Origin of the sequence: Humidesulfovibrio sp., from assembly GCF_030689645.1 — a bacterium.
In the GTDB taxonomy this organism is placed as follows: Bacteria; Desulfobacterota; Desulfovibrionia; order Desulfovibrionales; family Desulfovibrionaceae; genus Humidesulfovibrio.
In genome coordinates, this window is the sequence record NZ_JAUYFU010000008.1 from 1 (window position 1) to 21,577 (window position 21,577).

Genomic DNA, 21,577 nt, shown 5'->3' on the forward strand with positions numbered 1-21,577 from the left:
TGTTGGCAGCAGTCCTGTCCTTCGCTTCGGAGAATATCTCGGAACAAATGCTGGAGGGCCTGCCGAGATTTTGGCCAGGCCGGGCGATGTCGTCAGGTGGGGACAAAAAGATAATCGGAACGAGAATCATACCGTCGCGAACTGGGGGGTCGTTGAAGCGGATGGAAGCATCCGCAAATGCTCCAAAGAAGAGGCTCGTGAGGCTTTCGGAAGCTAAACACACTGGCAGGCTCGACCTCGTCAGAGCACTTACAACTTGCCAAAGCAGACTCCCACCTAGGTCATTGTCATGAGGATGTTCTCAACTCCTCAGATCGCTGGCTGTAGCAGAAAAGGGGGCCGCAAGGCCCCCTCTTTTCACTCTATCTGGCGGCCTTATGTAGGAAGCTCAAAACGGATCCTTGACGGCTTTTGACAGATGGCCGATGCTGCCATCATGGGAAGAAGTCACCTCATTACCGGACTAGTGGAAATGAAGCGTGAGCTTGTAGCCAAGCACGCAGATTTGTTAGCCCAACTCAATGAGACCACAAAGGACATCAACGCCGTGAACCGCGTCCTCGCAAAGTGCGACGCGGACGCGGCGTACATCCCGGTCTTCCCGCCACGCCCTTACAAGGCGTACTTCGCGCAAGGCGAGCTGCTGGCGCTGATTGCGAGTGTGCTCAAGACGGTGCCCGAGGGCGCCACCTCAAGGGAAATCTCGGACCGCATTGAGGCGAAGCAGATTCAAGCGGAACGAGAGTTGCCGAAGAATCTTGAGGAGAGCGTAAAGGAGGCCTTGCGGCGAATGCTGTCGCGGAACGCGGTCATTCATGCCCGCCGTGCGGACAACCGCGTCATTTGGCGGCTAGCCAAGCGCGGCGAGCGGCAGGAGGATCAGGCGGCGACGGCCAAGGCGGAACCGCTGATGCCTGCGGGCAACGTGACGCCCTTGCCCTTGCGCAGATAGACCTTCCAGAAACCGCGCCACAGGCTGTCCACGTTCGGCTTGAGGAGCAGTCCGAGGAGCGCTCTTGCGTTCACGGCGTTGCTGTTGCGGCGGTTGTCGTCGCGCCACGCGCTTTCCGCGGCATACGCCAGAAGGTGCTTGCCAAAGAAATGATTCTGGCCCACTTGCATGCGGCGGAAGCGCGAGAAGTAGCTCTCGGCCTGGTTGATGTTCTCGCCATCAGCACCGCTGTAGCGCTCGCTGTGATTCACGCGCTTCAGGTTGTAGTGCGTGACGAGCATGGCATATGCCCTGTGCTCGTCCGACGTCACAACCGCACCCGTGGCGATGTGCTTTTCGACGAAGGCGTCGACGTCACCGCCGTTTTCACAGGGCGCGAAGCCGATGACGGTCTTCATGCCGCCCTTCCCGCGTTCAGCGGACACCTTCCTCGCCACGAGGATGCACCTCGGCGTCGGCTTTCATTCCGGATTTTCGCCGTCTTGCGCGGCCAGCGCTTCCTGCGTCGCTTCACGGGCGGCCTTCACACGTGTAGCCTGCTCGCGGGCGGCCTTGTGTTCGTTCGGCTTGCGCTCCTTCGTGTCGAAATACGCGCCGTCGATCTGCACGTCGCCGTCGAGCAGTGTCTGCGAGTTCTCGACGAGCAGGCTCGCGCGGATCTTGTGCATGAGCACGAACGCCGTCTTGTACTGGATGCCCACCTGGCGCGAGAACTGCGAGGCGCTCATGCCCTTGACGGCGTCAGCGAGGAGCAGGAGGGCGGCGAGGATGGTGCGCAGAGACAGCTTGTGCCCGTGCAGGAACGTGCCGCTCATCAACGAGAACATGCGTTCGCACTTCTTGCACCTGTAGAGCAATGCACGCTTGGGACGGGGACGACGCACTCGGTCTCGTTGCAGTGCGGACAGCACGGAGCGCCATGTGTCTCGGGCCAGCGGATGATGTGGAAAATGCGAGAGACATCTTTGTCGGACAGATTCGCGTACAACATCTCAAGCGTAAGCTCCCTCGCTTCCGCGCTCAAGAGAAAGTGTACACCGTTGTTCTTCCGAAAACGCTCCATATCCATCTCCAGTCAAATACACAATACTCGAAATCTACGTTGATGTCAAGGAAGAAGAGAACCGGGACGTTTCGCGGCCCGGTTCTGCATTCCGCCGCATGGTGTGTTTTGAGGAGTTGCCAGCCCTATTCCGCAGTCACCGGGTCAAGGAGAGGCGCGAAGAGCGTTGCCAGCGCCGGGTCGCTGGTGTTGAACGGCTTGCCCGAGCGGGTCATCCCGTTCTTCCAGAAGACCGGCTTGAGCGGCATGCCGCGCTTCAGGGACAGCGCCTCGCTCTCCGGTCGCTTGCCCATGTACTTGGCGATGAGCGCGGGCGTGAGCAAGGCATGCCCACGCTTCGGGAACGCCTCCGCCATGCGCGCCGCCGAGCGCTTCATGCTCTCGCCCGGCGCCTCGGGAAGCCAGTCCGCCCACATGGCGTCATTCCGTTGCATGAAGCGCGTGGCGAGCTCGTCGGGATACGCCGCGGCGAAGACCACGCCAGCCGAACCCGCGAACGAGATGACGCCGGAGGACGAATTGCGGGCGAAGTCGCCGTTCCTCCACAAGACGCCGACATGCCGGAACGGCGGGGTCAGCGGGTCGCAGGCCGGGACGAGCATGCCGCAAACGGTGCTCATGCACGCAGTGATGTCGCCGTTCTCCGACGGCCACGCGCTGATGCTGTTCATGGCGTCGGTCAGACGCACCGAGCGGTAGTCCGAGGACTTGGAGGCGGCGCCCATGTCGAAGCCCGGCTTGGTGGTCGCGTTCAGCGCACACATGATGTCGTCGTCCGGCTTGAGCTCGCGGGCGTTGACGAGGGTGCGCTCCTGCAGCCTGACATTGTCGCGAACCGCAGTGCGGAACACGCGCCCGTTCCGGTCGAGGCACCCGACAAGCCGGACGCCGCTGTCGATGATCTGGACGATGAGCCAGCGCGTCTCCGTAGCGCGGCAGGGGTTGCCAGTGCGGCGGGAGAGCGTCGGGAGGACGATGCCGTTGTTCAGGGTGAGGATGATGTTCTTGCTCATAGTCTGTTCCTTTTTCGTTGTCCCACCCCGCCGCCGGCCGGCCGGACCGACGGACGAGGTCCGATGGGCGTTGAAGCCAAAACGTTCGGACGAACCTGTGCTTATGCCAGAAAAAGTGCTTTGTGTCAATATGTTACGCAAAAACTATCGAACACTCGGAGGATCCTGGATCCTAAAGTGTTCGGAGCTGCCACGGCAGGAATGCCCCGCGAACAATTTTACGTCCGACGGCGAATCAAATGTTCACTCCATGTGTCGGGGGAAGGGAGGTAGGCTTGGAACGAACCTGATTACGAGGTGGGGTGGCATGAGGCGGCTCCTTTTTGGTCTTTTGCGTCCAACGGGTCGGAGCCGGGGTAGCATTAAACCTCGCCCATGGGAGCCCGGGCGGAGGGGGGATCGGTGCAGATTTGCACCCGAGCAATCGATAGGCAGAGTATTTTGGGGAACCCTGTGAACGGTTCTTGACAAAGTATGCTGTGGCGGAAATAATGAGACTGAACACTCCGTCTAAAAATGAGGTGCCAATGGCTCGACCCAAAAACGAAAAACTACGTGAGGTGCGCCGCCTCCAGATTCTCAATGCGGCTCGCGAGGTGTTTCGCGTCAAGGGCTTCCACGCTTCCCGGACTGAAGAAATTTGCTCGACGGCCAAAATGAGCGCGGGAACGTTGTTTCGGTACTTCCGCGACAAGGAGGAAATCATCGCCACCATCGCGGAGATGGAGTTCGAAACGTACTATGAGATGAGCAAGATGCTCTTTACGCGGGATGGGCTTGAATACTTGGCGAAGATCGACGGCGAAGGGATGCGCCGCATATGGGGACCTGCCTGTGCGGGTTTAGGCCTTGATAGCTGGTTGGAGCTATACCGGAGCGCGAAATACGCGCCCTATTACAGAGCCAAGGACGCCGCTCTACGGGTGCAACTTGCGGAGGCGTTGTATTGCGGCCAGACAGAGGGATGGGTGCGCCCGATGCTGAACCCCGACCATGCAGCCCATGTCATTCTGGCTCTTTGCTCCGGCATCATGTCGGAACAACAGCTTGATCCGGACATGGACTTCGAACAGATGGCTGGCGGCCTGCGCGGATTTGTGCTTGCCTATATTTTGAATGAGGTTCCTTGATGGACTTAAGGATACTGTCGGCTCTGGCGGGCCATTTCGTAAGGGGGCAACGCGCATGGAAGCCCTTTGTGACAATCCTGGACAACGTAGGGCGTGACGTCTCCCTCGCCCGCGCCAGCTTGCGCTACGAGTGGCGCAGGTACCTCGCCGCCGTGCTTGCAGTTACCTTCGCGGGATTATTAGTCGTGGTGCAACTCGCCTTGCTGCTTGGGCTATTTAGCTCCGTTTCCACGCCGATCACCTATTCAGCGGCAGACCTTTGGATTGGCTATCGCAACACCCAAAGCGTGGACATGGGCCGCCCCATTCCCACAGTGAGTGATACTGATGCCTGGATCCATCCCGATGTGACCCGAGTGGAGCGCTACCTGACTGCATACGGAGACCTTCGCCGCGATGACGGCGTAGCGGTTTCCGTCATTCTGCACGCCATAGACCCATCCCCCGGAGGCTTGGGCTTCTCTGTATTGCTTTCCCCCGAACAACGGGAACTGCTGGACGAACCCGGCGGTATCATAATCGCCGAGGCCGACATGAAAAAGCTCGGAGCACGTGTCGGATCCGTACTGGAAATCAACAACCGACGTGTCACTGTTGTCGGAGTGACGGAGGCAATGCGCGCCATCGGTAGCACCACAGTGATCTGCTCTTTGGCCACGGCGCGCACCCTGTTGCCGGAACAACGCGGAGAAGTGACCTACTACCTCGTCGGCCTGCGGCCCGGCGCGGACAGCAGAGCCGCCGCCAGGACACTGGACGACAAGGGGCCAATCAAGCGTTACAGTGTATGGGAGGCAAATGCGTTCTCCATTCAGTCGGAACTCTACTGGCTTCTGGAGTCCGGCGCTGGCGTGGGAACAGCTTTTGCCTCATTGTTGGCCCTGGTGGTCGGCGTTGTCATCACTAACCAGACGCTCTCCGGCGCGATACAGGCTTCGTCCAAAGAATACGCTGCGCTTCGCGCCTTGGGCGTGTCCAAGGGAGCCCTCAAGCGCGTGGTACTGGAACAATCTTTTTGGATTGGAACTGTTGGTCTCAGCCTCACTGCTGTCCTCTTCGCCCTTACCGCAGTGTTAGCTGCGGCCAGTGGCGTGGCCATGGTCTTCCCTCTGTGGTTGATTCTGTCGGTTGTGATCCTGATCTATCTCATCGCCCTGACCAGCGGCCTTATGTCGCTCAAACCTCTCATGAACACCGACCCCGCCACGCTGTTGCGCTAGGAGCCATCCATGACCGAGCCCACCCTATGCGCTAGATCGATCACCAAGTCCTTTACCACCGGAAAAGTCACCCAGCAGGTAATCCTGGAGAGCACGTTGGAAGTCTTTCCGTCCGAATTATCCTTGGTCGTCGGGCCTTCTGGCTCGGGGAAAAGCACGATGCTTTCCATACTGTCAGGCCTGATGCGGCCCGACGCCGGGCGAGTGTTGGCCCTGGGCGAGGATATCTGGTCCCTCTCCGAAACCGAGGTGGACCATTTCCGTCTACAGCACTGCGGCTTCGTGTTCCAAGGCTTTAACCTATTCAACGCGCTCACTGCCAACGAAAACGTCATGCTTCCCATGCAATACCTCGGCGTCCACGGAGAGGAAGCCCGCGCGCTAGCTCAAGCCGCCTTGGACGAGGTGGGCCTTGGACCGCGTAGCCATCTGCGCCCCATGGAACTCTCCGGAGGTGAGAAGCAGCGTGTGGCCATTGCCCGCGCGTTGGTGAAGGCCCCCCGGTTACTCTTCGCGGACGAGCCGACCTCGGCCCTAGACAGCACCAATGGTGAAATCGTCGTGGCATTACTCAAACGAATCGCACGGGAGCACGGCACCACGGTTCTCGGAGTGACTCACGACCCCCGCCTGCTCTCCCACGCCGACAGAGTGATCCAGCTTGAGGACGGCCGCATCACCCGAGATGACCGCGTCATCAACAGCAACGTCATGCATTAGGAGCAACGGATGTGCCCATCTGACTTCATACGGCTCGCCACAGCCTTCGCCGTCAGCGCTACCCTGTTCTTGGTTGGTTGCTCCGGTATGGATGCAAACGCAGAGAGAAAGGCTCGGGTCGCCAATGCTAGAAGCTATTCCGCCAGCGCCAAGGGGCGCGTCGACATTGAGGGCGGCGTGGTGAAACTGGCCGCACGACGCGACGGCGTCATCGAGAAGGTACTGGTCGAGGAAGGCGACTACGTGAAGGCTGGCCAGGTTCTAGCCACACTGGACGCCTCCCTTCCGCAAAGGAGTCTAGATATGACCTTGAGCGAGCAGGACGAGGCGCGCGCGCGCCTAGAGCCTCTAATAGTGCGTGTCGGTGCGGCCGAGCGGGAAGTTCGTCGGTTCGAAACATTGAACGCCCAGCACGCCGTTGCCAGACAGGAACTGGACAAGGCTATGGATGAACGCGACACGGCTCGAGCCGAACTGCGTGCCTTGCAAGCAGCCCTTGAAGCGGCTTCACGTAAAGCGGCTGTCTCACGGCGAGAGGTCGAGGAGAGGATGGTCTGCGCCCCGGCGGACGGTCAGATCATCCAGCGGCAGGCTAGGCCCGGCAATGGCGTCAGCACACTCAACGTCACCCCTTTGTTTCTCTTTGCGCCGGATGCTCCGCAGATCGTGCGAGCCGACCTCGAGGAGCGTTTCCTACCTGTGGTACATGTTGGCCAGAGTGCAGAAATTCTGCTTGAAGCCGCTCCGGACAAACGATGGGGGGCAAAAGTGTTGCGGCTGGGCCGCGTGGTGGGCCAACGCCCACCCAGCGACGACCCGACGGAGAAGCAAGACCAGCGGGTGGTGGAGTGCGTGTTGTCTGTCGACGCCCCGGAACTGCTCATCGGCCAGCGGGTCATCGTGCGCTTTTTTGCCAACGACCCCCCAAATCCTTGAAGGCGTCACATCGGGACCGATTGGCTAGAGTGACGGAATATTAATGATGCTAGGAGCTGTCGTTTTGTTGTGTTGTCGTCTACGCTATGTCGACAACGCTCGACGCATTTTTGTGCAATGCAGTGGATGGGTTTGAGGATGCAACGCTCGTCTTTTTGGATACACATTCGGAGGTCATAGTTGGGTGATGTAACTGAAATAGGGCAAAGCTCTTTCAGGCAAGTATGAACAGCAAGAAACGGCTATTGAAAAGTAAAGTCGTACGGATGCCGACATTTCAGACATGGCGTGTTTCTTTGTCATAAGCATCGTCCTGAACCTCATAGACGCCGAGCGGTGCCCATGTCTACGGGGGGTATCCAGAGCGGAACAGTTGGACACCAGTAGCAGCAAATAAGCAAGACGTATGTCTGCTCTCTTGTAAGCCTTTGTGGCTACGGCGAGACACAGGATGGAAGCGGATGCACCTGCGGACAAACGGGTAGATGCGCAATCGGCAATGGGATTGTAGTTGGTTCCAACAATTAACCCACTGATATTTCAGTGTGCAGTTGCGGTACAATACCGTGGCATAAAGGAATTTTATGAAGAAGCAGCCACCAAAGAAAGGGGTCTTTAAGGCTATATCAGAGTTGTTGTGTGCCGTTATCCAGCCTAGGAAGTTCCGCTATATTTCGGCAGAACAACTACAGTCTCGCATTTGTAGTGGAGAAGAGACAACTGTTGTTGATTGTAGAGATTCTGAAAGCTACAAAGAATGTCATATTCCAGGATCTGTAAATATTCCATACACAGAGTTCATGACCAAGTATAATACAGTAGATTTTAAAAATAGCAACATTGTTACAGTGTGCTATGCTGGTTACTATAGCCGTGCTGCTGCACAAAAGTACGGACGTGCAGGGTGTCTCAAGGTTGCAAGTCTACTCGGAGGCATGGACGCTTGGCTTAAGTCAAAAATGCCGACCACCGAAAACTGAAGCTCAAAATATAGTTTTCAGGCGGACGTCCTGATAAGGCGGCGCTCTGCGAACAGCTTGCGATGGGCTACGAGATTGCGATTGGCCCGACTTCGCAAGGAGTCAACGAAGGGATGGGAAGGTGCCAGCGTCCTGCAGCGAGCCTTGTGTCCGATAGGCGCAGCACCGTAGGGCGTTGGCACCGCCCCGTATCTCGCTCGGTTTGCACTTTCTCACTGGGGAGTTTCCGCTGACACGAGGAGCTAAATTCTCAAGTAGCCAGAGATCTACAAGATAATGGCGTATGATATCGGGGCATCCCGCAAGGCGGCACGTTACACGCTTGAATTCGGAATAGCCAAGGGGTTCTACGCTGGCACCAAGTCCACGATCATCCAGTTTGTATGCACCTATTCACACGACTTCAGGGGCGCCGCTTCTGAACACTACTTTGTGTCTTCGCCGAGATGCCAGCCGTGATATTCGAACTCCATCGGTAACTGGAAGGCCCAAAGCATCACAAAGGAAGGCGGACTATTTTAGCTTACATAACTTGCTGGCGTGAAGACGGATGGGGCAAAGGACGCCCGGGTTCCTCGAGGTGATAACGCGCAACAGGCTACGGGCAGTGAAAACCTGCCAAGAGCTAATCCGCTGAATTGTTATTGTGCGTTTGCGTCATATTGCCCTAAAATTATATCATTCGTTGGTTCTTCGGCACCGACCTTTACCATAAAATTGCCATGGGGTATACCCAGAGCAAAACTGCGAAGATCATCATTCCGCTTGTAAACCAAAGGATACCCCGTGAGAAAGATATTGGCGATTGATGGCGGTGGCATCAAAGGCGTTTTCCCCGCAGCGTTTCTTTCGACGCTGGAAGACAAGACTAACGGGAATATATGGGAATACTTTGACTTAATTGCCGGAACATCGACGGGCGGCATCATTGCTCTAGCTTTGGGCTTGGGCTTCTCGGCTAGGGAAATCCTGTCGTTGTATGAGGACAACGCTGAACGCATTTTCCCCAAGCAAAAGTTGGGGCGACTGGAACGCTTCAACCCAAAGAAACGTATCCGAGGTGCCTTCCGCCAAAAATATGAGACTGATGCTTTGGCGGCTCTCTTGCGAGGGAAGATCAAAGGCAAACTCTTGGGTCAGAGCAAAACGCGAGTGATGATTCTGTCGACGAACCTGACGGATGGCTCCGTGTACGTGTTCAAGACCGCGCACCATGAACGTTTCAGCCATGACTACCTGGTCCCCGCCGAAGACATCGCCCTCGCGACGTCCGCAGCTCCCATCTTCTTCAAGCCCCACACGATGCCTAGCGGTCAAGCGTTGGTTGATGGGGCGATGTGGGGCAACAACCCATCCGGTTTTGCGGCTGTCGAAGCCGCCCATGTCTTGGGGTGGCCTGCTGAAGACATCGCGCTGTTGAGCTTGGGCTGCACACAAGAACCGGTCCCTTTCGGAGATTTGGCAGGGAAGAATCCCGGTGCTGTCGATTGGAATTTCGGGGTCATTGATGCTTTTTTTGCCGGCCAATGTTCTGCATCGGAGGGGATTGCGCAACTTATCGTCAACGACCGTTCGGGTAAAAGGTACCAGCGCTATAGCCCTATTGTCGCACCGAAGCTCTTCACGCTGGACGGGATAGACAAAGTGCAACAGTTGAAGGGGTTCGGAGATTCCGAGGCGCGGAAGGCCAACCCCGCCGTGCAAGAGGTGTTCCTGGCGAACAAGGCAGAGCGGTTTGAACCCTTCCACAAAATCAGCAACTAGGCAGGGTACGTATGAAGGAGTTCAAAGAGCAGGCCCACGCCTTTTTGGTTGCCTTGGCAAAGGCCTTGGACATTTCCGACACACAATATGAGTTGGCGACAGGTCGCTTGGAATCCATTTCAACATGGTTCAAGCGCGATAAGTCCATTCTGAAAGACTTCGCCCCGGTGGTGTACCCGCAGGGTTCATTCTTGCTGGGGACGGTCATCAAGCCTGCCAGTGACGCTGTCGAATATGACGTTGACTGCGTATGCGAACTTGAACAAGGCGCAACAAAAACTACCATTGCACAAAAAATTTTGAAAGAGGCTATTGGAGTCGAGACAAAAGACTACACCAAAGCCCAGGCGATGAAAGAGCCTCCCGTAGAAGGGCGCCGTTGTTGGACTCTCAACTATGCAGATCAGGCCAGTTTTCATCTGGATATATTGCCTGCCATACCGGACTCCGCATCATTCGTTGCCGTCCTCGCCGAGCACAAGATCACAGATACGGACTTTACAGATCAATCCATCGCAATCACAGACAACACGCACAAGGACTATGCGCTCGTGTCCGATGACTGGCCGAGAAGCAATCCAAGGGGCTTTGCGGCTTGGTTCATGAAGCAGATGCAGGTTCGATTCGCAACGCAACGCGAGATGTTGGCAAAGTCTGAAAACGTTGAGGCGGCAAAGATTCCAAACTATCGTGTCAAGACTCCCCTCCAACAGGCTGTTCAAATCCTCAAACGCCACCGGGACATCATGTTCGCGAAAGAGCCTGATGACAAACCCATCTCCATCATTATCACAACGTTGGCCGCGCACTCATATTCCAATGAGGACAACCTTCTTGATGCTTTGAGCGCCATCACCTCAAAAATGGACCAACACATCACCAACAAGGCTGGCGTTGCGTGGATTGCCAATCCAGTGAACCCGTTGGAGAATTTTGCGGACAAATGGCTGGAACATCCGAAACGCAAGGATAACTTCTACCGATGGCTCGAAAAGATCCGCAAGGATTTGTCAAACGCCATCGCGACAGGGAACGTGCAGGCGTTCGCCAAGATGCTTGAAGGCGGGCTGGGCGCGTGGCCGGTGAACGAAGGACTGAAATCAATCCCGAAACCGCCGGAGCAGAGCCTGCTCAAAAGGGCAGCGAGTTTGCTCTTGCCTTGGTTCCCAAAGTTTACGGTTCCTCACCGTGAAAAACCGAGTTGGCCCGTTGACCTGGCATATGATGCAAACGTCTCCGGAACTGTAGTGGAGGGTTCTTACAAAACAAAAATCCTGCCGGACGGACCGCTTATTGCGAAGAACAAGTCTTTGAAGTTCCGGGTCGACACAAACACTCCTTGGCCCTATGAGGTCTACTGGCAGGTCGTGAATACTGGTCAGGAAGCAACGGATGCTAGATGCTTGCGTGGTGGGCTGACACGAGATGGCGAAATCGAGCAGGGGACCCACGTACGCAAAGAAACAACGCTTTACACTGGAGACCACTGCGTCACCTGCTATATCGTCAAAAATGGAGTTCTCGTCGCACAGAGTTCCGACTTTGAGGTCAAAATAGCCTAGTTAGCTCGGAAGGATCCATGCCATGTCAAACAATTTCAAAATTCCTGGCGAGATAGAATTGTCGTTCCCCGTCGAGACGGATGCCGACGGCTACTACGACAAAGAATGCCCGAGCGAAAACTGTCTGTCCAAATTCAAGGTCCACCAAGATGACTGGAAGGCATTGGACGAAGAGTCCACCATTCATTGCCCGTTTTGTCGCCATGAAGCTGGTCCACGCAGTTGGTGGACGACAGAGCAACTTGAGCAGGCGAAGCAAATGGCTCTTGAACAGGCGAAGCATATATTCTCAGGACATTTGGACAAAATGCTTGGCGGCATGGCCAGCGACTTCAACCGACGGCAACGGTCAGGTTCTTTCATCACGATGAAAATGGACTACCGCGGCTTCAATGCGCCAGAGCCTGTCATGGTTCCACTTGCGGCCGTCGATGTAATGCAATCAAAGATTACTTGCGGGAGTTGCGGGTTCCGTTTCGGCTTCATCGGGACGGCATATTTTTGTCCGAAGTGCGGCCATCATGATATCGAAGCAATCTTTGCCGCACACTTGCGGAAAATGCGAAAAATGCCGGAGACCATCGAAGCACTCCAGGTTGCCTTGGGCCGGGACGAAGCGGCCAATCTGGCAAACACATTGATGGAGGAAGCCATCAAGGGTGGCGTGACCCAGTTTGAAACCATCGCCCGGCACTACTATGTGCTTGTGACCGGCGCGCTGCCCTCACGGGAGAAGGGGAACCTCTTCCAAAGATTGCCTGATGCGAGCGCGGAGTGGCGGTCGGCTACGGGGAAGGCATTTGAGGATATCATTGGAAAGGACGACCTTGGCCGGCTGAACGTCTACTTTCAGCGTCGGCATGTGCTTGGGCACAATGATGGACACGTCGATGAGAAGTATGTCGCGACGTCTGGCGACACCAGCTATCAGCCCGCCCAACGGATCGTCGTGAAGGTTGGCGACGTTTTGGATTTTGCGGATATCTTGGAGCGGTTGGTGAACGGCCTGCGTGAGTCGTTGCCATGACATCCATTCCAAACATTGAGCAGCCGCGCCTCTGCGGTTTCGCGTCAGCCTTGACTCCGAAACCAATTACCGGCTAAAAAAGTTAAGGTGGCCGTCTTGCGACAACCACCTGTTTTTTATTCTAGTTTGAGTTTCCTACATAAGGCCGTATCTGGTGCTGCTCCAGTGCCAGCCTCCCCCTCCGCTCCTGCCAGTCCGGCATGAGGGTGGAGAGCAACTCGTAGAATTCTGTGGTGTGCCCGTGGTGCCGCAGGTGGCAGAGCTCATGGGCTATCACGTACTCCACGCAAAGCATCGGCGCTCTGACCAGATGTCTGTTGAGGGTAATAGTGCCAGCACGCGAGCAACTGCCCCATCTGCTGGACATGGCGCGCACGGTGACACGCTCCGGTGCGCCGATGCCGTGTGCGCCGTACCGCGAACTCAATTCGTCGAGGATACGTCCGAAGACAACGCGAGCGCGGCGCAGGTACCACAGGTCAAGAAGCTCGCGGACCTTATCGCTGTGTGGGGGATTGGCGGTTGTCACCTCGAAGAATCTACCTGCAAGGCGGACATCATTCTGGTCGCCCTGGCGGACCCGAAGCCTGTAGCTGCGCCCAAGGTATTTGTGGGTTTCCCCGCTGACGTACTCGCGCGGAAGCGCCAACTGCCTCACTTCGCGAAAGTGTTCAAGATGGCGGAAGATCCATACCGACTTCGCCTGAGCACGGGCCGTGATTAGGGCGAGCGGCGTCCCTTGAGGAGCACGGACACTCACGAGGCCCTCGGGGCGCACGGATATGCGCAGTGTCCGGAACCCGTCAAAGACCACCTGCACCGGGATGCGATGGACTCCATGCACGATTTCAAGAATAGGCGTCATGCTCTCACTTGGTGCTGCGCTGGATGGCGATACGCATGCAGGCGTCGAGGATGGCGTCGATGACCGCTGGCGGGAACGCCAGCCCTTCGCCTCCATCGACCGCGTCGAAAAACCAGTCGTCCATGCGTTGGAGCATGCTGTTTTTGACGTCCTCGTTGCTCGTCCAGTTCACCACGTTGAGTTCCTGGACGATGGCGTGCACGTTGAGCGCTGCCTCGACGCAGAACGCCTCGACTTTCGCCGCCGGCTCCTGCGGGGAACTCGCCTCAAGGTGCTGGCGCACCAGTTCGTGAATGCGCCCGTAATACGCCCGGGCGTCGTCCTCGGCGCGCAGACGTTCAGGAATGCCGTCCGCCACGCGATCTCGGACAGCCACCATCAGCTTTTTGACTTCTTTGAGATACTCCTCATCCTTGAGCCGGCCCTGCCGGAATGCGTCGATGGCCGACTTCAGCAGCTCGGAGAACTTCCGGTAGAACGCCGGGTCCTCTTCCATCTTCTCGGTGATGGTGAGCATGGTGCGGTGGGCAATGGCGTCAGCCTTGGCTCCATCGCCGTGAACCCGTTCCACCTCGCGCGCAAACCGCTCCTGGTCGAAGATGTTGACCGGCTCCGTAATCAACTCGACATCGACCACACCCACATGGGTGTTCACGATCTTCTGGATGCGTGCCTCGTACTCGCCGTAGTCCACCGCCTCAGCGTAGCGCAGGCGGACCGCCCGGCGCAGCCGCTCGAAGAACAGCAGGTCCCGGCGGTAGCGCTCCTGCAACGCGGCGTCCGTCTGCTCCAGGAAGGTTGCCGAAGAAAAGCTCAAGCCCACGCACCGCGCAAATGCTGACAGCCGCTCGTAGAACCGCTGGCGCTCCTCGACGTCCGCGAGATGACGCTCGTAGGCCTCCTCGTCGCGCCTGTTGGACACGGCCTTGAAGACATCGAGCAGGGCGGCATGGAGCCCCGGCAGGCGCTCGATGGCCTCCGAGATGTTGCTGACGATGCCCTGGAGCTGCTCCGGGTCGTAGTTCTCGGCGGCGAATTCCTCCATGGCCTTGGCGAGGTGGTCCAGCACGCCGACGTAGTCCAGGATGTAGCCGTACTCTTTCCCCTCGTGCAGCCGGTTCACGCGGGCGATAGCCTGCAGCAGGGTGTGGTCCCTCAATGGCCGGGCGAGGTATAGCACCGTGTTGCGTGGCTCGTCGAACCCCGTGAGCAGCTTGTGCACCACGATGAGAATTTCCAGCTCCTCCCCAGACTTGAAGGCGTTGATGACCTGCTTGTTGTACGCCTCCTCCGTGCGGTACCGCTCCATCCGCCTGCGCCAGAACTCCTGGACCAGCGTGGCGTCCTCGGCCCCATCGCCCTCCGGTTCGTCGCTTCGCTCCTCCGCCCGTGTCTGCGGACCGGAGATGAGCACCTCGGAATTCACTAGGCCGTAGCTGTCGAGCGCCTGCTTGTAGCGGATGGCTGCGGCCTTGGACGGCGCCACGAGCTGGGCCTTGAAGCCCGTGCCCTGCCAGTTCTGCTCAAAGTGCAGGCTCACGTCCAAGGCGACCTGGTTGATGAAGTTCCCGATGCGCGGGATATGCCCGGCGCTGGCGAACTTGCGCTTGAGATCGGCGCGCTGCTCCTGCGTCAGGCTGCGCGTGATGAGCTCAAAGGCCTGGTCCAGCGGGGTTTCGTTCGGCGCAAGGTTCACGTGCCGCCCCTCGTAGAGCAGCGGCACCACGGCCTGGTCGGCCACGGCGTCCTTGATGGTGTAGGAATCGATGATGCCGCCGAACTGCCGGACCACGCTGCCGTCCTTTTTGTGCACCGGCGTGCCGGTGAAGCCGATGAAGCACGCGCGCGGCAGAGCGGCGCGCATCCAGGCGTGCAGCTTGCGGAAGTTGGAGCGGTGCGCCTCGTCCACCAGCACGAAGATGTTGGCGGCGTCGAGTTTGAGCTTGGCCTTGGTGGCGGCGTCCTCGAACTTGTGGAGCACGGTGGTCACGATGGGCTTGCCGCCCTGCTCCAGCTTTTTCGCTAGGTCGCGGCCGGAGTCCGCCTGCTCCAGGTGCAGGCCGCAACTGCGGAACGTGCCGTAGATCTGGTCGTCCAGGTCTGTGCGGTCCGTCACCAGCACGATGCGGTAGTCGCCGATGTCCGACGCAAGCGCGATGCGTCGGGCCAGCATGACCATGGACAGGGACTTGCCGCTGCCCTGGGTGTGCCAGACCACGCCGCCGGGCCGCGTGCCGTCGAGCCGCACGGCGCGGATGCGCTCCATCATCCTGCGCAGGGCGAAGAACTGCTGGTAGCGGGCAACCTTGCGCTGGCCCGCGTCGAACACCGTGCAGTGGCACACCAGCTCCAGCAGCCGGGCGGGACGGCACAGGCTCCACAGGGCCGCGTCCTGCGCCGTGGGTGCGCATTCCCCGGCCTCCCACTGTTCGATGTAGGGGCGCCAGTGCGTGTAGGGCTTCTCGAACAGGGCCTCGCGCTCCGCGAAGGGCAACGGCGTATTGATGAGCACGCGCAATGACTCGTCCAGGCGATCCTGCGGCACGTCCTTTTCCTTCCACACGCTCCAGAACTTGGCCGGGGTGCCGGTGCAGCCGTACCGGGCCTCGTTCTTGGTCAGGGCCAGCAGCAGCTGGGCGCAGGCGTAGAGGCTCGGTGCCTGGTCCTCGCGCTGCTTGAAAAGATGGTCGGCAATGGCGGCCTTGAGCGCGTCCTTGTCGTCCGGGCGCTTGCACTCGATGATCACGAAGGGAATGCCGTTGACGAAGAGCACGATGTCCGGCTCCAGCACGTCGGCCGAGGCGGTCTTGGCCACGGCGTACTCGCTGGTGACGTGGTACACGTTGGCCTCGGGCCGTTCCCAGTCCACGTAGCGCATGGTGAAGCTCTTGGAGTCGCCGCCGACGAGCTGCTTGAAACTCTTGCCGTAGCAGAGGATGTCGTAGATGGCGCTGTTGGCCTGCAGCACCGTCGTGTCCTTGGGGTCGGCCACGGTGGCCACGGCGGCGGCGATGTTGGCCTCGGAGAACTGGTGGGTGCGGCTCTTGTACTCGATGCTGTTGAGGCGGCGCAGTTGTTCGGCCAGCACGTCGCGCAGCACCACCTCGCGCGCGCGGCCGCCGCGCAGCCGCTTGGCCTCGGCCGGAGGCAGGTAGCTCCAGCCCAGGCGTTGCAGGGTGCGGATTGCCGGAATGTGGCTGGTGGACGCCTCGTTGAATATGGCGCTGTCTGACATGGGGCCTCCTCGGCGCCGGGCGTTTATGGAACCCGGACCTTGCCTGTAAGCAACTGCTGCATGAGCCCGCGCTTCTGGCGTTTCAGGGCGTCCAGCTCCGCGCGGTGCAGGGCGATTTCGCGGTCGGCGTCGTTCAGGATGGCGGCTATGGCCTGCTGCTCCTTGACTTCGGTGGGGACCGCAAGCTTGATTTTGGCGAAGTGCTTGAACTTGAGGTTGAGCGTGTCGTCAACGAGCCCCTGGGAGTGCCTGTGAAAGAGGTGGATCGTGGCTGGCAGTTGGAACAGCTTGACCATGAACTCCGCGCTGACCCCACGCCTCGGAGTGCAAATCGTGTAGGCCGGGCTCACGATGCCTTCGAGCTTGGACAGTGCACACACGCCCTGCCACATCCGCATGGTGTTGTACCCGATGTCGCCGGGGGCAATGCGGAGATACCGGCGCTTGTCCTCGCAAGAGGTGTCTCGTTTTGCGAGTTCTTCCCGGTTGACGATCCCTCGGTCCCCCGTGATCGCCAGAAGCGGCAGGTCTTCGCGTCCAGCTTCACGACGCTCCTTGAAGAGTGCGCCAAGTTCGGCTGGCTGCCAGTCGCGCGTGAACCCCGGCAGTCGCGCCTTGCCCGCCAGCAGCCGCTGGGCCAGGGCCTGGCGGCTGCGTCGCTTGGCTGTGAGCAAAGCTTCTACACGCTCCTCAACGGCATCGTAGATGCTCAATACGCCTGCGATGGCGGCCTGCTCACTTGGCTCCGGGATAAGAAGGGAATGTTCAAGAAGAGATTCAGTCTCAAGGCGACAGGTGCCGTGGCCGGCGGTGGTGATGAGGTTGCTGATTCTGTGTTTCGTGTTTGCAAGGGCGTAGAGAAGGAACCGAGCATGGACACCTGCATGTGCGAACAATGCCTTCACGTCCTGGTTGAAGGCGGATCTCTGCTCGCAGATACCCATCGGCACGTCGTTTAGCAGCCCCATCCCGCGCGTCAAAACGAGGATGGTTCCAGGTTCAACGACGATGCTCGATTGTGCCCCAAGCTCTGACAGCTTGAGTTCCGACTCGCGTAGCGTCAAAGACTTGAGATCCTTCGCCGTGAACCAATTGACCGAGCCTCCCCAATAATCAGGCCGACTTTTGCTTGGCGTGCCTCCAGACCTGATGGTCACAAGCTCGCCGAGAGGTTTTACGTCCCAGCCCTTTGGGATCATTTCCCTCTCCCCTGCCGCTTGAGCTTCGGGCGCGTTTCACCGACCAGCCGAGCTTTTTCCGCGCGGCGGCACTCTTTGAAAAGTGCGTACTCCCGCGTGGCTTTCGTCTTCGCCTGGACATGGGTTCTGCTGCCCGCGTGGTTCAGCACCTCTCGGTCGTTAAAGCGCAAGAACTCATCAAGCTTGGTCGCCCAATCCGCCATGCGCATTTCACGGTGGCGTTCAGCCTGATCCTCGGCGTAATCAAGATACATGGTAACAATGCGGTTGAGTCCCTGAATCTCCTGTTCGTTCATATAGTTTTTGGCCACACACACGTCGGCCTTGCAGACCTTGTCACCCTTCCAGGTTTGAAGCCCCATGTTGGGCGCGCTGGCGTCGACTCGGCTATGCACAATTTCGGCGGCAGTCTGTCCGGCAACGGCCCAGTGGAGTTTGTTCTGCACGGTGGCAAAAAACACCAAGCTGATGGGCGCTCGTGCGTTGTAATCTCTGGACGTGGCGTAGATGTCCGTGACCTTCCGATAAAAACGCTTCTCCGAGGCACGTATCTCGCGGATGCGTACGAGCAACTCATCAAAGTAGTCGGGAGCCCCCTGGACGGGAAGAGCAGCCCGTGGCGCGGGCCGGACCGGTGCGTTGAGGGGCTTGGCCGTTTTACCCTGCTTTTTCCCGATCGTAGCCATTACTTTCCCCTCCCGAGTTTTTTGACGGCCTTTTCAAAGTCACCTTCAACAAGCGCATCCTGGGCCCGGCGGCGCTCCTCGAAGCGTTCGTACTGCCGCTCGGCCCTGATCTTGGCCAGCGCGGCGGAGATGCTGCCCGCGTTGTCCAGCACTTCGCGCTCGTTGAAGCGCAGGAAAGCGTTGAGCCGCTCTATCCAGTCCTTCATGTGCATGGCCACATGGCGCGTGGCCTGGTCTTCGGCGAAGTCCAGGTACATGGTGACGATGCGGTTCAGGCCCCGCAGTTCATCCTCGTTCAGGTAGTTCTTGGCCACGTGCACGTCGGCCTTGCGCACTTTGGCCCCCTTCCAGGAGGTGAGGCCCATATTCGGCGCGTCGGCGTCCGCGCGGCGCGCCACAATCTCGGCGGCGGTCTGCCCGGTGATGGCCCAGTGCAGCTTGTTCTGAACCGTGGCGAAGAACTCCTGGCTGATGGGCGCGTGGGCGTCGTAGTCCACGGAGGTGGCGTAGATGTCGGTGATTTTCTGGTAGAAGCGCTTTTCCGAGCTCCGTATGTCGCGGATGCGCTCAAGCAGCTCGTCGAAGTAGTCCGCGCCGAAGGGCGTGGCCACGGCCTTCAGCCGGGCGTCGTCCATGGTGAAGCCCTTGACCATGTATTCGCGCAACCGCTCCGTGGCCCAACGACGGAACTGCGTGCCGCGATGCGAGCGGACCCTATACCCCACGGCGATGAACACTTCGAGGTTGTAGAGCTTCGTTTTGTAACGTTTTCCGTCGGTTGCAGTTAGCAAATAATATTTGTGAACTGCGGCTTCACCCAACTCGCCCTCTTTGAAGATATTGCTCAAATGGTGGCTGACGTTCTGGGGCGTCACTTGGTACAGCTCCGCCATGTGCTTCTGCGAAAGCCAGACCGTGCCGTCCTCCAGGCGCACGTCGATGCGCGTCTGGCCATCCTCGGTCTGGTAGAGCAGTATCTCGGACTGTGTGGCGATCTCGTCGGACATGCTACTTCTCCTTGGCGGGCACGAGGCCCAGTTGCGCGAGGTGGTCGTTCATCTTGACCCGCACGTCGGCGAGGTCCACCTCCAGGCGGTCGATCTCCTTCTGCACCTCGGCGATGTCGATCTCCTCTTCCTCCTCGAAGGTGTCCACGTAGCGCGGGATGTTCAGGTTGAAGTCGTTGCCGCGAATTTCCTCCTGCGTTGCTCGATGGGCGTATTTCTCCACCTCGGCGAAGGCCACGAAGGTCTCCACGATGTGGGTGATGTGCTCATCGGTGAGGATGTTCTGGGTGCGAATGGACGCGAACTCGCGGCTGGCGTCGATGAACAGCACGTCAGTGCCGACGTGTTCCGCCTTGGCGCGGTCGAAGATGAGGATGGCTGCGGGAATGCCCGTGCCGAAGAAGAGGTTTGCGGGCAGCCCGATGACGGCCTTGAGCAGGTTCTCCTCCACCAACTGTCGCCGGATGGCACCTTCCGCCCCGCCGCGAAACAGCACGCCGTGGGGCACCACCACGGCCATGCGACCGGTTTCCGGCTTCATGGCCTCCACCATGTGGCTGATGAAGGCGTAGTCACCCTTGCTCTTAGGCGGCACCCCGCGCCAGAAGCGCTTGAACGGGTCGGCTGCTGCGTGCTCCGCGCCCCACTTGTCCAGGCTGAAGGGCGGATTGGCCACAACAATGTCGAAGCGCATGAGCGCGCCGCCTTCGAGGAGCTTGGGGCTGTTCAAAGTGTCGCCGCGCTCAATGCGCGCCGCGTCCATGTCGTGCAGGAACATGTTCATGCGCGCCAGAGACCACGTGCCGTAGTTGCTCTCCTGGCCGCAGAGGGCGAAGTCGCGCCGCTCCTGGTCTGTGGCGGCCGTGCGCTTGATTTCCTCGGCCACGCGGATCAGGAGCGACCCGGAACCGCAGGCAGGGTCGCAGATGGTGGAGCCGGGCCGGGCGGCAATGAGCCGCGCCATGAGCTGGGCCACCGGGCGCGGCGTGTAGAACTCGCCGCCCTTCTTCCCCGCATCGCCTGCGAACCGCTCGATGAGATACTCGTATGTGTTGCCGATGATGTCCTGGCCGCCCAGTCGCGACGGGCGCAGATCGAGCTCGGGCTTGTTGAAATCGCCCAGCAGGTTGGCGAGCCGGCGGTGGCGGTCCTTGGTGTCGCCCAGTACCTCGGAGTTGAAGTCGATGGTCGAGAAGACACCTTCAAGCTTCTTGGGGTTGGCTTCTTCCAGCTTGGCGAAGGCGATGTTGAGCCGCTCGCCCAGGCTGTAGGGCTTCTCCTCGTCGTGCGTGAGGTGCCTGGGAAGCTTCACCTCGGGCAGTTCCCGCTGCGCGTGGAGGCTGTAAAAGTCGCAGCCGTCCGGGATGGTGAAGCGCTCCCGCGCGAGGGCGCGGGCCACACGAGCCGCGTCGCCGTCATAGCGCTCCTCATGCGCGGCCTTTTTCTCAAGCCACAGGTCGCTCATGTACTTAAGGAAGAGCAGCGCGAGCACGTAGTCCTTGTAGAACGCACCGTCGAGGGCACCCCGCAGGCTGTCGCAGGCCGACCACGCGGCGTTGTTGATGGAATCCTGGCTGATGGTGGTCATACGGGCGCTCCTAGCGGTTGACCGCGCGCTCGCAGGCCGCGCGGATGCGTTGCAGGTTGAGGTCGGCGATACGGTTCACAAGCTCCCGCTCCTGGCGGGCGAGGCGGTCCAGGGCCACAACATGCTCCTGCACCCCGACAGGCGGAACAGGGACTGGAAGGGTCTGGACATCAGCCTTGCCCACCAGGGGCATGTGGCTGCCGCGGCGGGCTTTTTGCTGCAGGTATTCCTGGGCCTCCGACCGATTTATGGCCCAGGCGAGGTATTCCGGCAAGACTGTCGCCGCGTCTCTCCGGGGGCGCAGGATGAAGAAAAAACTGGGGGCGATGGTCGGGCGCTCGAATGTGATGTTGATGGGGACTGCATAGTTGACCTGGCCACGCGCGAGGAACAGGACGTCGCCCGCGTGGACGAGGTAACGCTCGGGCGGCGATGGTGGAAGGACAAGCGCGCGCTCATGGCCGTCTCCAGCAAGGAGCCGCCTGTCTGGCCCGATGTCCCTAATCATGATCACGGCATGAGTTCCGTCGGGTTCTGGCTCAATGCGCCCGCGGAATTGCATGCCAAGCTGAATCTCGCAGAGTTCACCGATATTCTTTTTCATGGCTTCCTTGACTTCCGCCGGGGGCC

Annotated in this window: 20 protein-coding genes; 10 read left to right on the forward strand and 10 right to left on the reverse strand. The window is 59.2% G+C overall.

From position 1 onward, the window contains the following. The coding region (locus Q8O35_RS01220) for a hypothetical protein (protein WP_305569589.1) at positions 1 to 217 on the forward strand (217 nt) is incomplete at its 5' end. Between the two features lie 201 nt (positions 218 to 418). Beyond that, positions 419 to 952 (forward strand): hypothetical protein, encoded by a 534-nt coding sequence (locus tag Q8O35_RS01225; protein WP_305569591.1) that lies wholly within the window; start codon positions 419 to 421, stop codon positions 950 to 952. Here the strand turns inward: Q8O35_RS01225 and Q8O35_RS01230 are convergent. The 3 genes from Q8O35_RS01230 to Q8O35_RS01240 form a co-directional block, all read right to left on the reverse strand. Continuing rightward, on the reverse strand, positions 880 to 1,395 hold the full coding sequence (locus Q8O35_RS01230; RefSeq protein WP_305569690.1) for a transposase: 516 nt from the start codon (positions 1,393 to 1,395) through the stop codon (positions 880 to 882). The genes Q8O35_RS01225 and Q8O35_RS01230 overlap by 73 nt on opposite strands. Before the next feature lie 18 nt (positions 1,396 to 1,413). Then, positions 1,414 to 1,779, reverse strand: a complete 366-nt coding sequence (locus tag Q8O35_RS01235; protein ID WP_305569593.1) for a hypothetical protein — start codon at positions 1,777 to 1,779, stop codon at positions 1,414 to 1,416. Between the two features lie 361 nt (positions 1,780 to 2,140). Continuing rightward, a complete protein-coding gene (locus Q8O35_RS01240; protein ID WP_305569601.1) occupies positions 2,141 to 3,028 on the reverse strand; it encodes a hypothetical protein in 888 nt (295 codons plus the stop codon). 491 nt (positions 3,029 to 3,519) lie between these two features. Here Q8O35_RS01240 and Q8O35_RS01245 point away from each other — a divergent pair, with 491 nt between their 5' ends. From Q8O35_RS01245 to Q8O35_RS01280, 8 genes are all read left to right on the forward strand, one after another. Continuing rightward, positions 3,520 to 4,158: a TetR/AcrR family transcriptional regulator gene (locus tag Q8O35_RS01245; protein WP_305569606.1), complete on the forward strand. Its 639-nt coding sequence runs from the start codon at positions 3,520 to 3,522 to the stop codon at positions 4,156 to 4,158. Between the two features lie 68 nt (positions 4,159 to 4,226). After that, the gene (locus Q8O35_RS01250; RefSeq protein ID WP_305569608.1) at positions 4,227 to 5,378 is read left to right on the forward strand and encodes an ABC transporter permease; all 1,152 of its coding nucleotides are present in this window, start codon (positions 4,227 to 4,229) and stop codon (positions 5,376 to 5,378) included. A 9-nt stretch (positions 5,379 to 5,387) separates the two neighbouring features. Continuing rightward, positions 5,388 to 6,098 carry an ABC transporter ATP-binding protein gene (locus Q8O35_RS01255; protein ID WP_305569610.1) on the forward strand — a complete coding sequence of 237 codons (711 nt, stop codon included), beginning with the start codon at positions 5,388 to 5,390 and terminating at the stop codon, positions 6,096 to 6,098. A gap of 9 nt (positions 6,099 to 6,107) precedes the next feature. Beyond that, the gene (locus tag Q8O35_RS01260; RefSeq protein WP_305569612.1) at positions 6,108 to 7,034 is read left to right on the forward strand and encodes an HlyD family secretion protein; all 927 of its coding nucleotides are present in this window, start codon (positions 6,108 to 6,110) and stop codon (positions 7,032 to 7,034) included. A gap of 584 nt (positions 7,035 to 7,618) precedes the next feature. Then, positions 7,619 to 8,014, forward strand: a complete 396-nt coding sequence (locus Q8O35_RS01265) for a rhodanese-like domain-containing protein (protein ID WP_305569621.1) — start codon at positions 7,619 to 7,621, stop codon at positions 8,012 to 8,014. Positions 8,015 to 8,800: 786 nt separating this feature from the next. Beyond that, on the forward strand, positions 8,801 to 9,778 hold the full coding sequence (locus Q8O35_RS01270; protein ID WP_305569626.1) for a CBASS cGAMP-activated phospholipase: 978 nt from the start codon (positions 8,801 to 8,803) through the stop codon (positions 9,776 to 9,778). Positions 9,779 to 9,789: 11 nt separating this feature from the next. Continuing rightward, the gene (locus Q8O35_RS01275; RefSeq protein WP_305569628.1) at positions 9,790 to 11,340 is read left to right on the forward strand and encodes a nucleotidyltransferase; all 1,551 of its coding nucleotides are present in this window, start codon (positions 9,790 to 9,792) and stop codon (positions 11,338 to 11,340) included. Between the two features lie 22 nt (positions 11,341 to 11,362). After that, the gene (locus Q8O35_RS01280; protein WP_305569630.1) at positions 11,363 to 12,367 is read left to right on the forward strand and encodes a hypothetical protein; all 1,005 of its coding nucleotides are present in this window, start codon (positions 11,363 to 11,365) and stop codon (positions 12,365 to 12,367) included. Positions 12,368 to 12,488: 121 nt separating this feature from the next. Here Q8O35_RS01280 and Q8O35_RS01285 read toward each other — a convergent pair whose 3' ends face one another. Genes Q8O35_RS01285 through Q8O35_RS01315 form a run of 7 tightly spaced genes read right to left on the reverse strand, consistent with a single transcriptional unit; the run spans position 12,489 to position 21,551 of the window. Next, positions 12,489 to 13,328 carry a M48 family metallopeptidase gene (locus tag Q8O35_RS01285; RefSeq protein ID WP_371133074.1) on the reverse strand — a complete coding sequence of 280 codons (840 nt, stop codon included), beginning with the start codon at positions 13,326 to 13,328 and terminating at the stop codon, positions 12,489 to 12,491. Then, positions 13,237 to 16,467 (reverse strand): type I restriction endonuclease subunit R, encoded by a 3,231-nt coding sequence (locus Q8O35_RS01290; RefSeq protein WP_305569641.1) that lies wholly within the window; start codon positions 16,465 to 16,467, stop codon positions 13,237 to 13,239. The genes Q8O35_RS01285 and Q8O35_RS01290 overlap by 92 nt, the downstream gene beginning before the upstream one ends. Before the next feature lie 23 nt (positions 16,468 to 16,490). Further along, positions 16,491 to 17,666, reverse strand: coding sequence for a restriction endonuclease subunit S (locus tag Q8O35_RS01295; RefSeq protein WP_305569643.1), 1,176 nt, complete (start codon positions 17,664 to 17,666; stop codon positions 16,491 to 16,493). After that, complete coding sequence (gene rhuM / locus Q8O35_RS01300; RefSeq protein ID WP_305569645.1) at positions 17,663 to 18,352, reverse strand: RhuM family protein; 690 nt, start codon at positions 18,350 to 18,352, stop codon at positions 17,663 to 17,665. Before rhuM ends, Q8O35_RS01295 begins: the two co-directional genes overlap by 4 nt. Further along, a complete protein-coding gene (locus tag Q8O35_RS01305; RefSeq protein ID WP_305569647.1) occupies positions 18,352 to 19,359 on the reverse strand; it encodes a virulence RhuM family protein in 1,008 nt (335 codons plus the stop codon). The genes rhuM and Q8O35_RS01305 overlap by 1 nt, the downstream gene beginning before the upstream one ends. A gap of 1 nt (position 19,360) precedes the next feature. After that, on the reverse strand, positions 19,361 to 20,947 hold the full coding sequence (locus Q8O35_RS01310; RefSeq protein ID WP_305569649.1) for a type I restriction-modification system subunit M: 1,587 nt from the start codon (positions 20,945 to 20,947) through the stop codon (positions 19,361 to 19,363). 10 nt (positions 20,948 to 20,957) lie between these two features. Beyond that, positions 20,958 to 21,551 carry a hypothetical protein gene (locus tag Q8O35_RS01315; RefSeq protein WP_305569652.1) on the reverse strand — a complete coding sequence of 198 codons (594 nt, stop codon included), beginning with the start codon at positions 21,549 to 21,551 and terminating at the stop codon, positions 20,958 to 20,960. Positions 21,552 to 21,577: the final 26 nt, after the last annotated feature.

Bases quoted from the DNA above. Each gene is read 5' to 3' on its own strand.
- Q8O35_RS01255 (WP_305569610.1), top strand. From the start codon at position 5,388: ATGACCGAGCCCACCCTATGCGCTAGATCGATCACCAAGTCCTTTACC.
- Q8O35_RS01275 (WP_305569628.1), top strand. From the start codon at position 9,790: ATGAAGGAGTTCAAAGAGCAGGCCCACGCCTTTTTGGTTGCCTTGGCA.
- rhuM (WP_305569645.1), bottom strand. From the start codon at position 18,352: ATGGCTACGATCGGGAAAAAGCAGGGTAAAACGGCCAAGCCCCTCAAC.
- Q8O35_RS01280 (WP_305569630.1), top strand. From the start codon at position 11,363: ATGTCAAACAATTTCAAAATTCCTGGCGAGATAGAATTGTCGTTCCCC.
- Q8O35_RS01305 (WP_305569647.1), bottom strand. From the start codon at position 19,359: ATGTCCGACGAGATCGCCACACAGTCCGAGATACTGCTCTACCAGACC.
- Q8O35_RS01235 (WP_305569593.1), bottom strand. From the start codon at position 1,779: ATGTTCTCGTTGATGAGCGGCACGTTCCTGCACGGGCACAAGCTGTCT.
- Q8O35_RS01265 (WP_305569621.1), top strand. From the start codon at position 7,619: ATGAAGAAGCAGCCACCAAAGAAAGGGGTCTTTAAGGCTATATCAGAG.
- Q8O35_RS01260 (WP_305569612.1), top strand. From the start codon at position 6,108: ATGTGCCCATCTGACTTCATACGGCTCGCCACAGCCTTCGCCGTCAGC.
- Q8O35_RS01310 (WP_305569649.1), bottom strand. From the start codon at position 20,947: ATGACCACCATCAGCCAGGATTCCATCAACAACGCCGCGTGGTCGGCC.
- Q8O35_RS01285 (WP_371133074.1), bottom strand. From the start codon at position 13,328: ATGGAGGCGAAGGGCTGGCGTTCCCGCCAGCGGTCATCGACGCCATCC.
- Q8O35_RS01225 (WP_305569591.1), top strand. From the start codon at position 419: ATGGCCGATGCTGCCATCATGGGAAGAAGTCACCTCATTACCGGACTA.
- Q8O35_RS01315 (WP_305569652.1), bottom strand. From the start codon at position 21,551: ATGAAAAAGAATATCGGTGAACTCTGCGAGATTCAGCTTGGCATGCAA.
- Q8O35_RS01290 (WP_305569641.1), bottom strand. From the start codon at position 16,467: ATGTCAGACAGCGCCATATTCAACGAGGCGTCCACCAGCCACATTCCG.
- Q8O35_RS01245 (WP_305569606.1), top strand. From the start codon at position 3,520: ATGAGACTGAACACTCCGTCTAAAAATGAGGTGCCAATGGCTCGACCC.
- Q8O35_RS01295 (WP_305569643.1), bottom strand. From the start codon at position 17,666: ATGATCCCAAAGGGCTGGGACGTAAAACCTCTCGGCGAGCTTGTGACC.
- Q8O35_RS01240 (WP_305569601.1), bottom strand. From the start codon at position 3,028: ATGAGCAAGAACATCATCCTCACCCTGAACAACGGCATCGTCCTCCCG.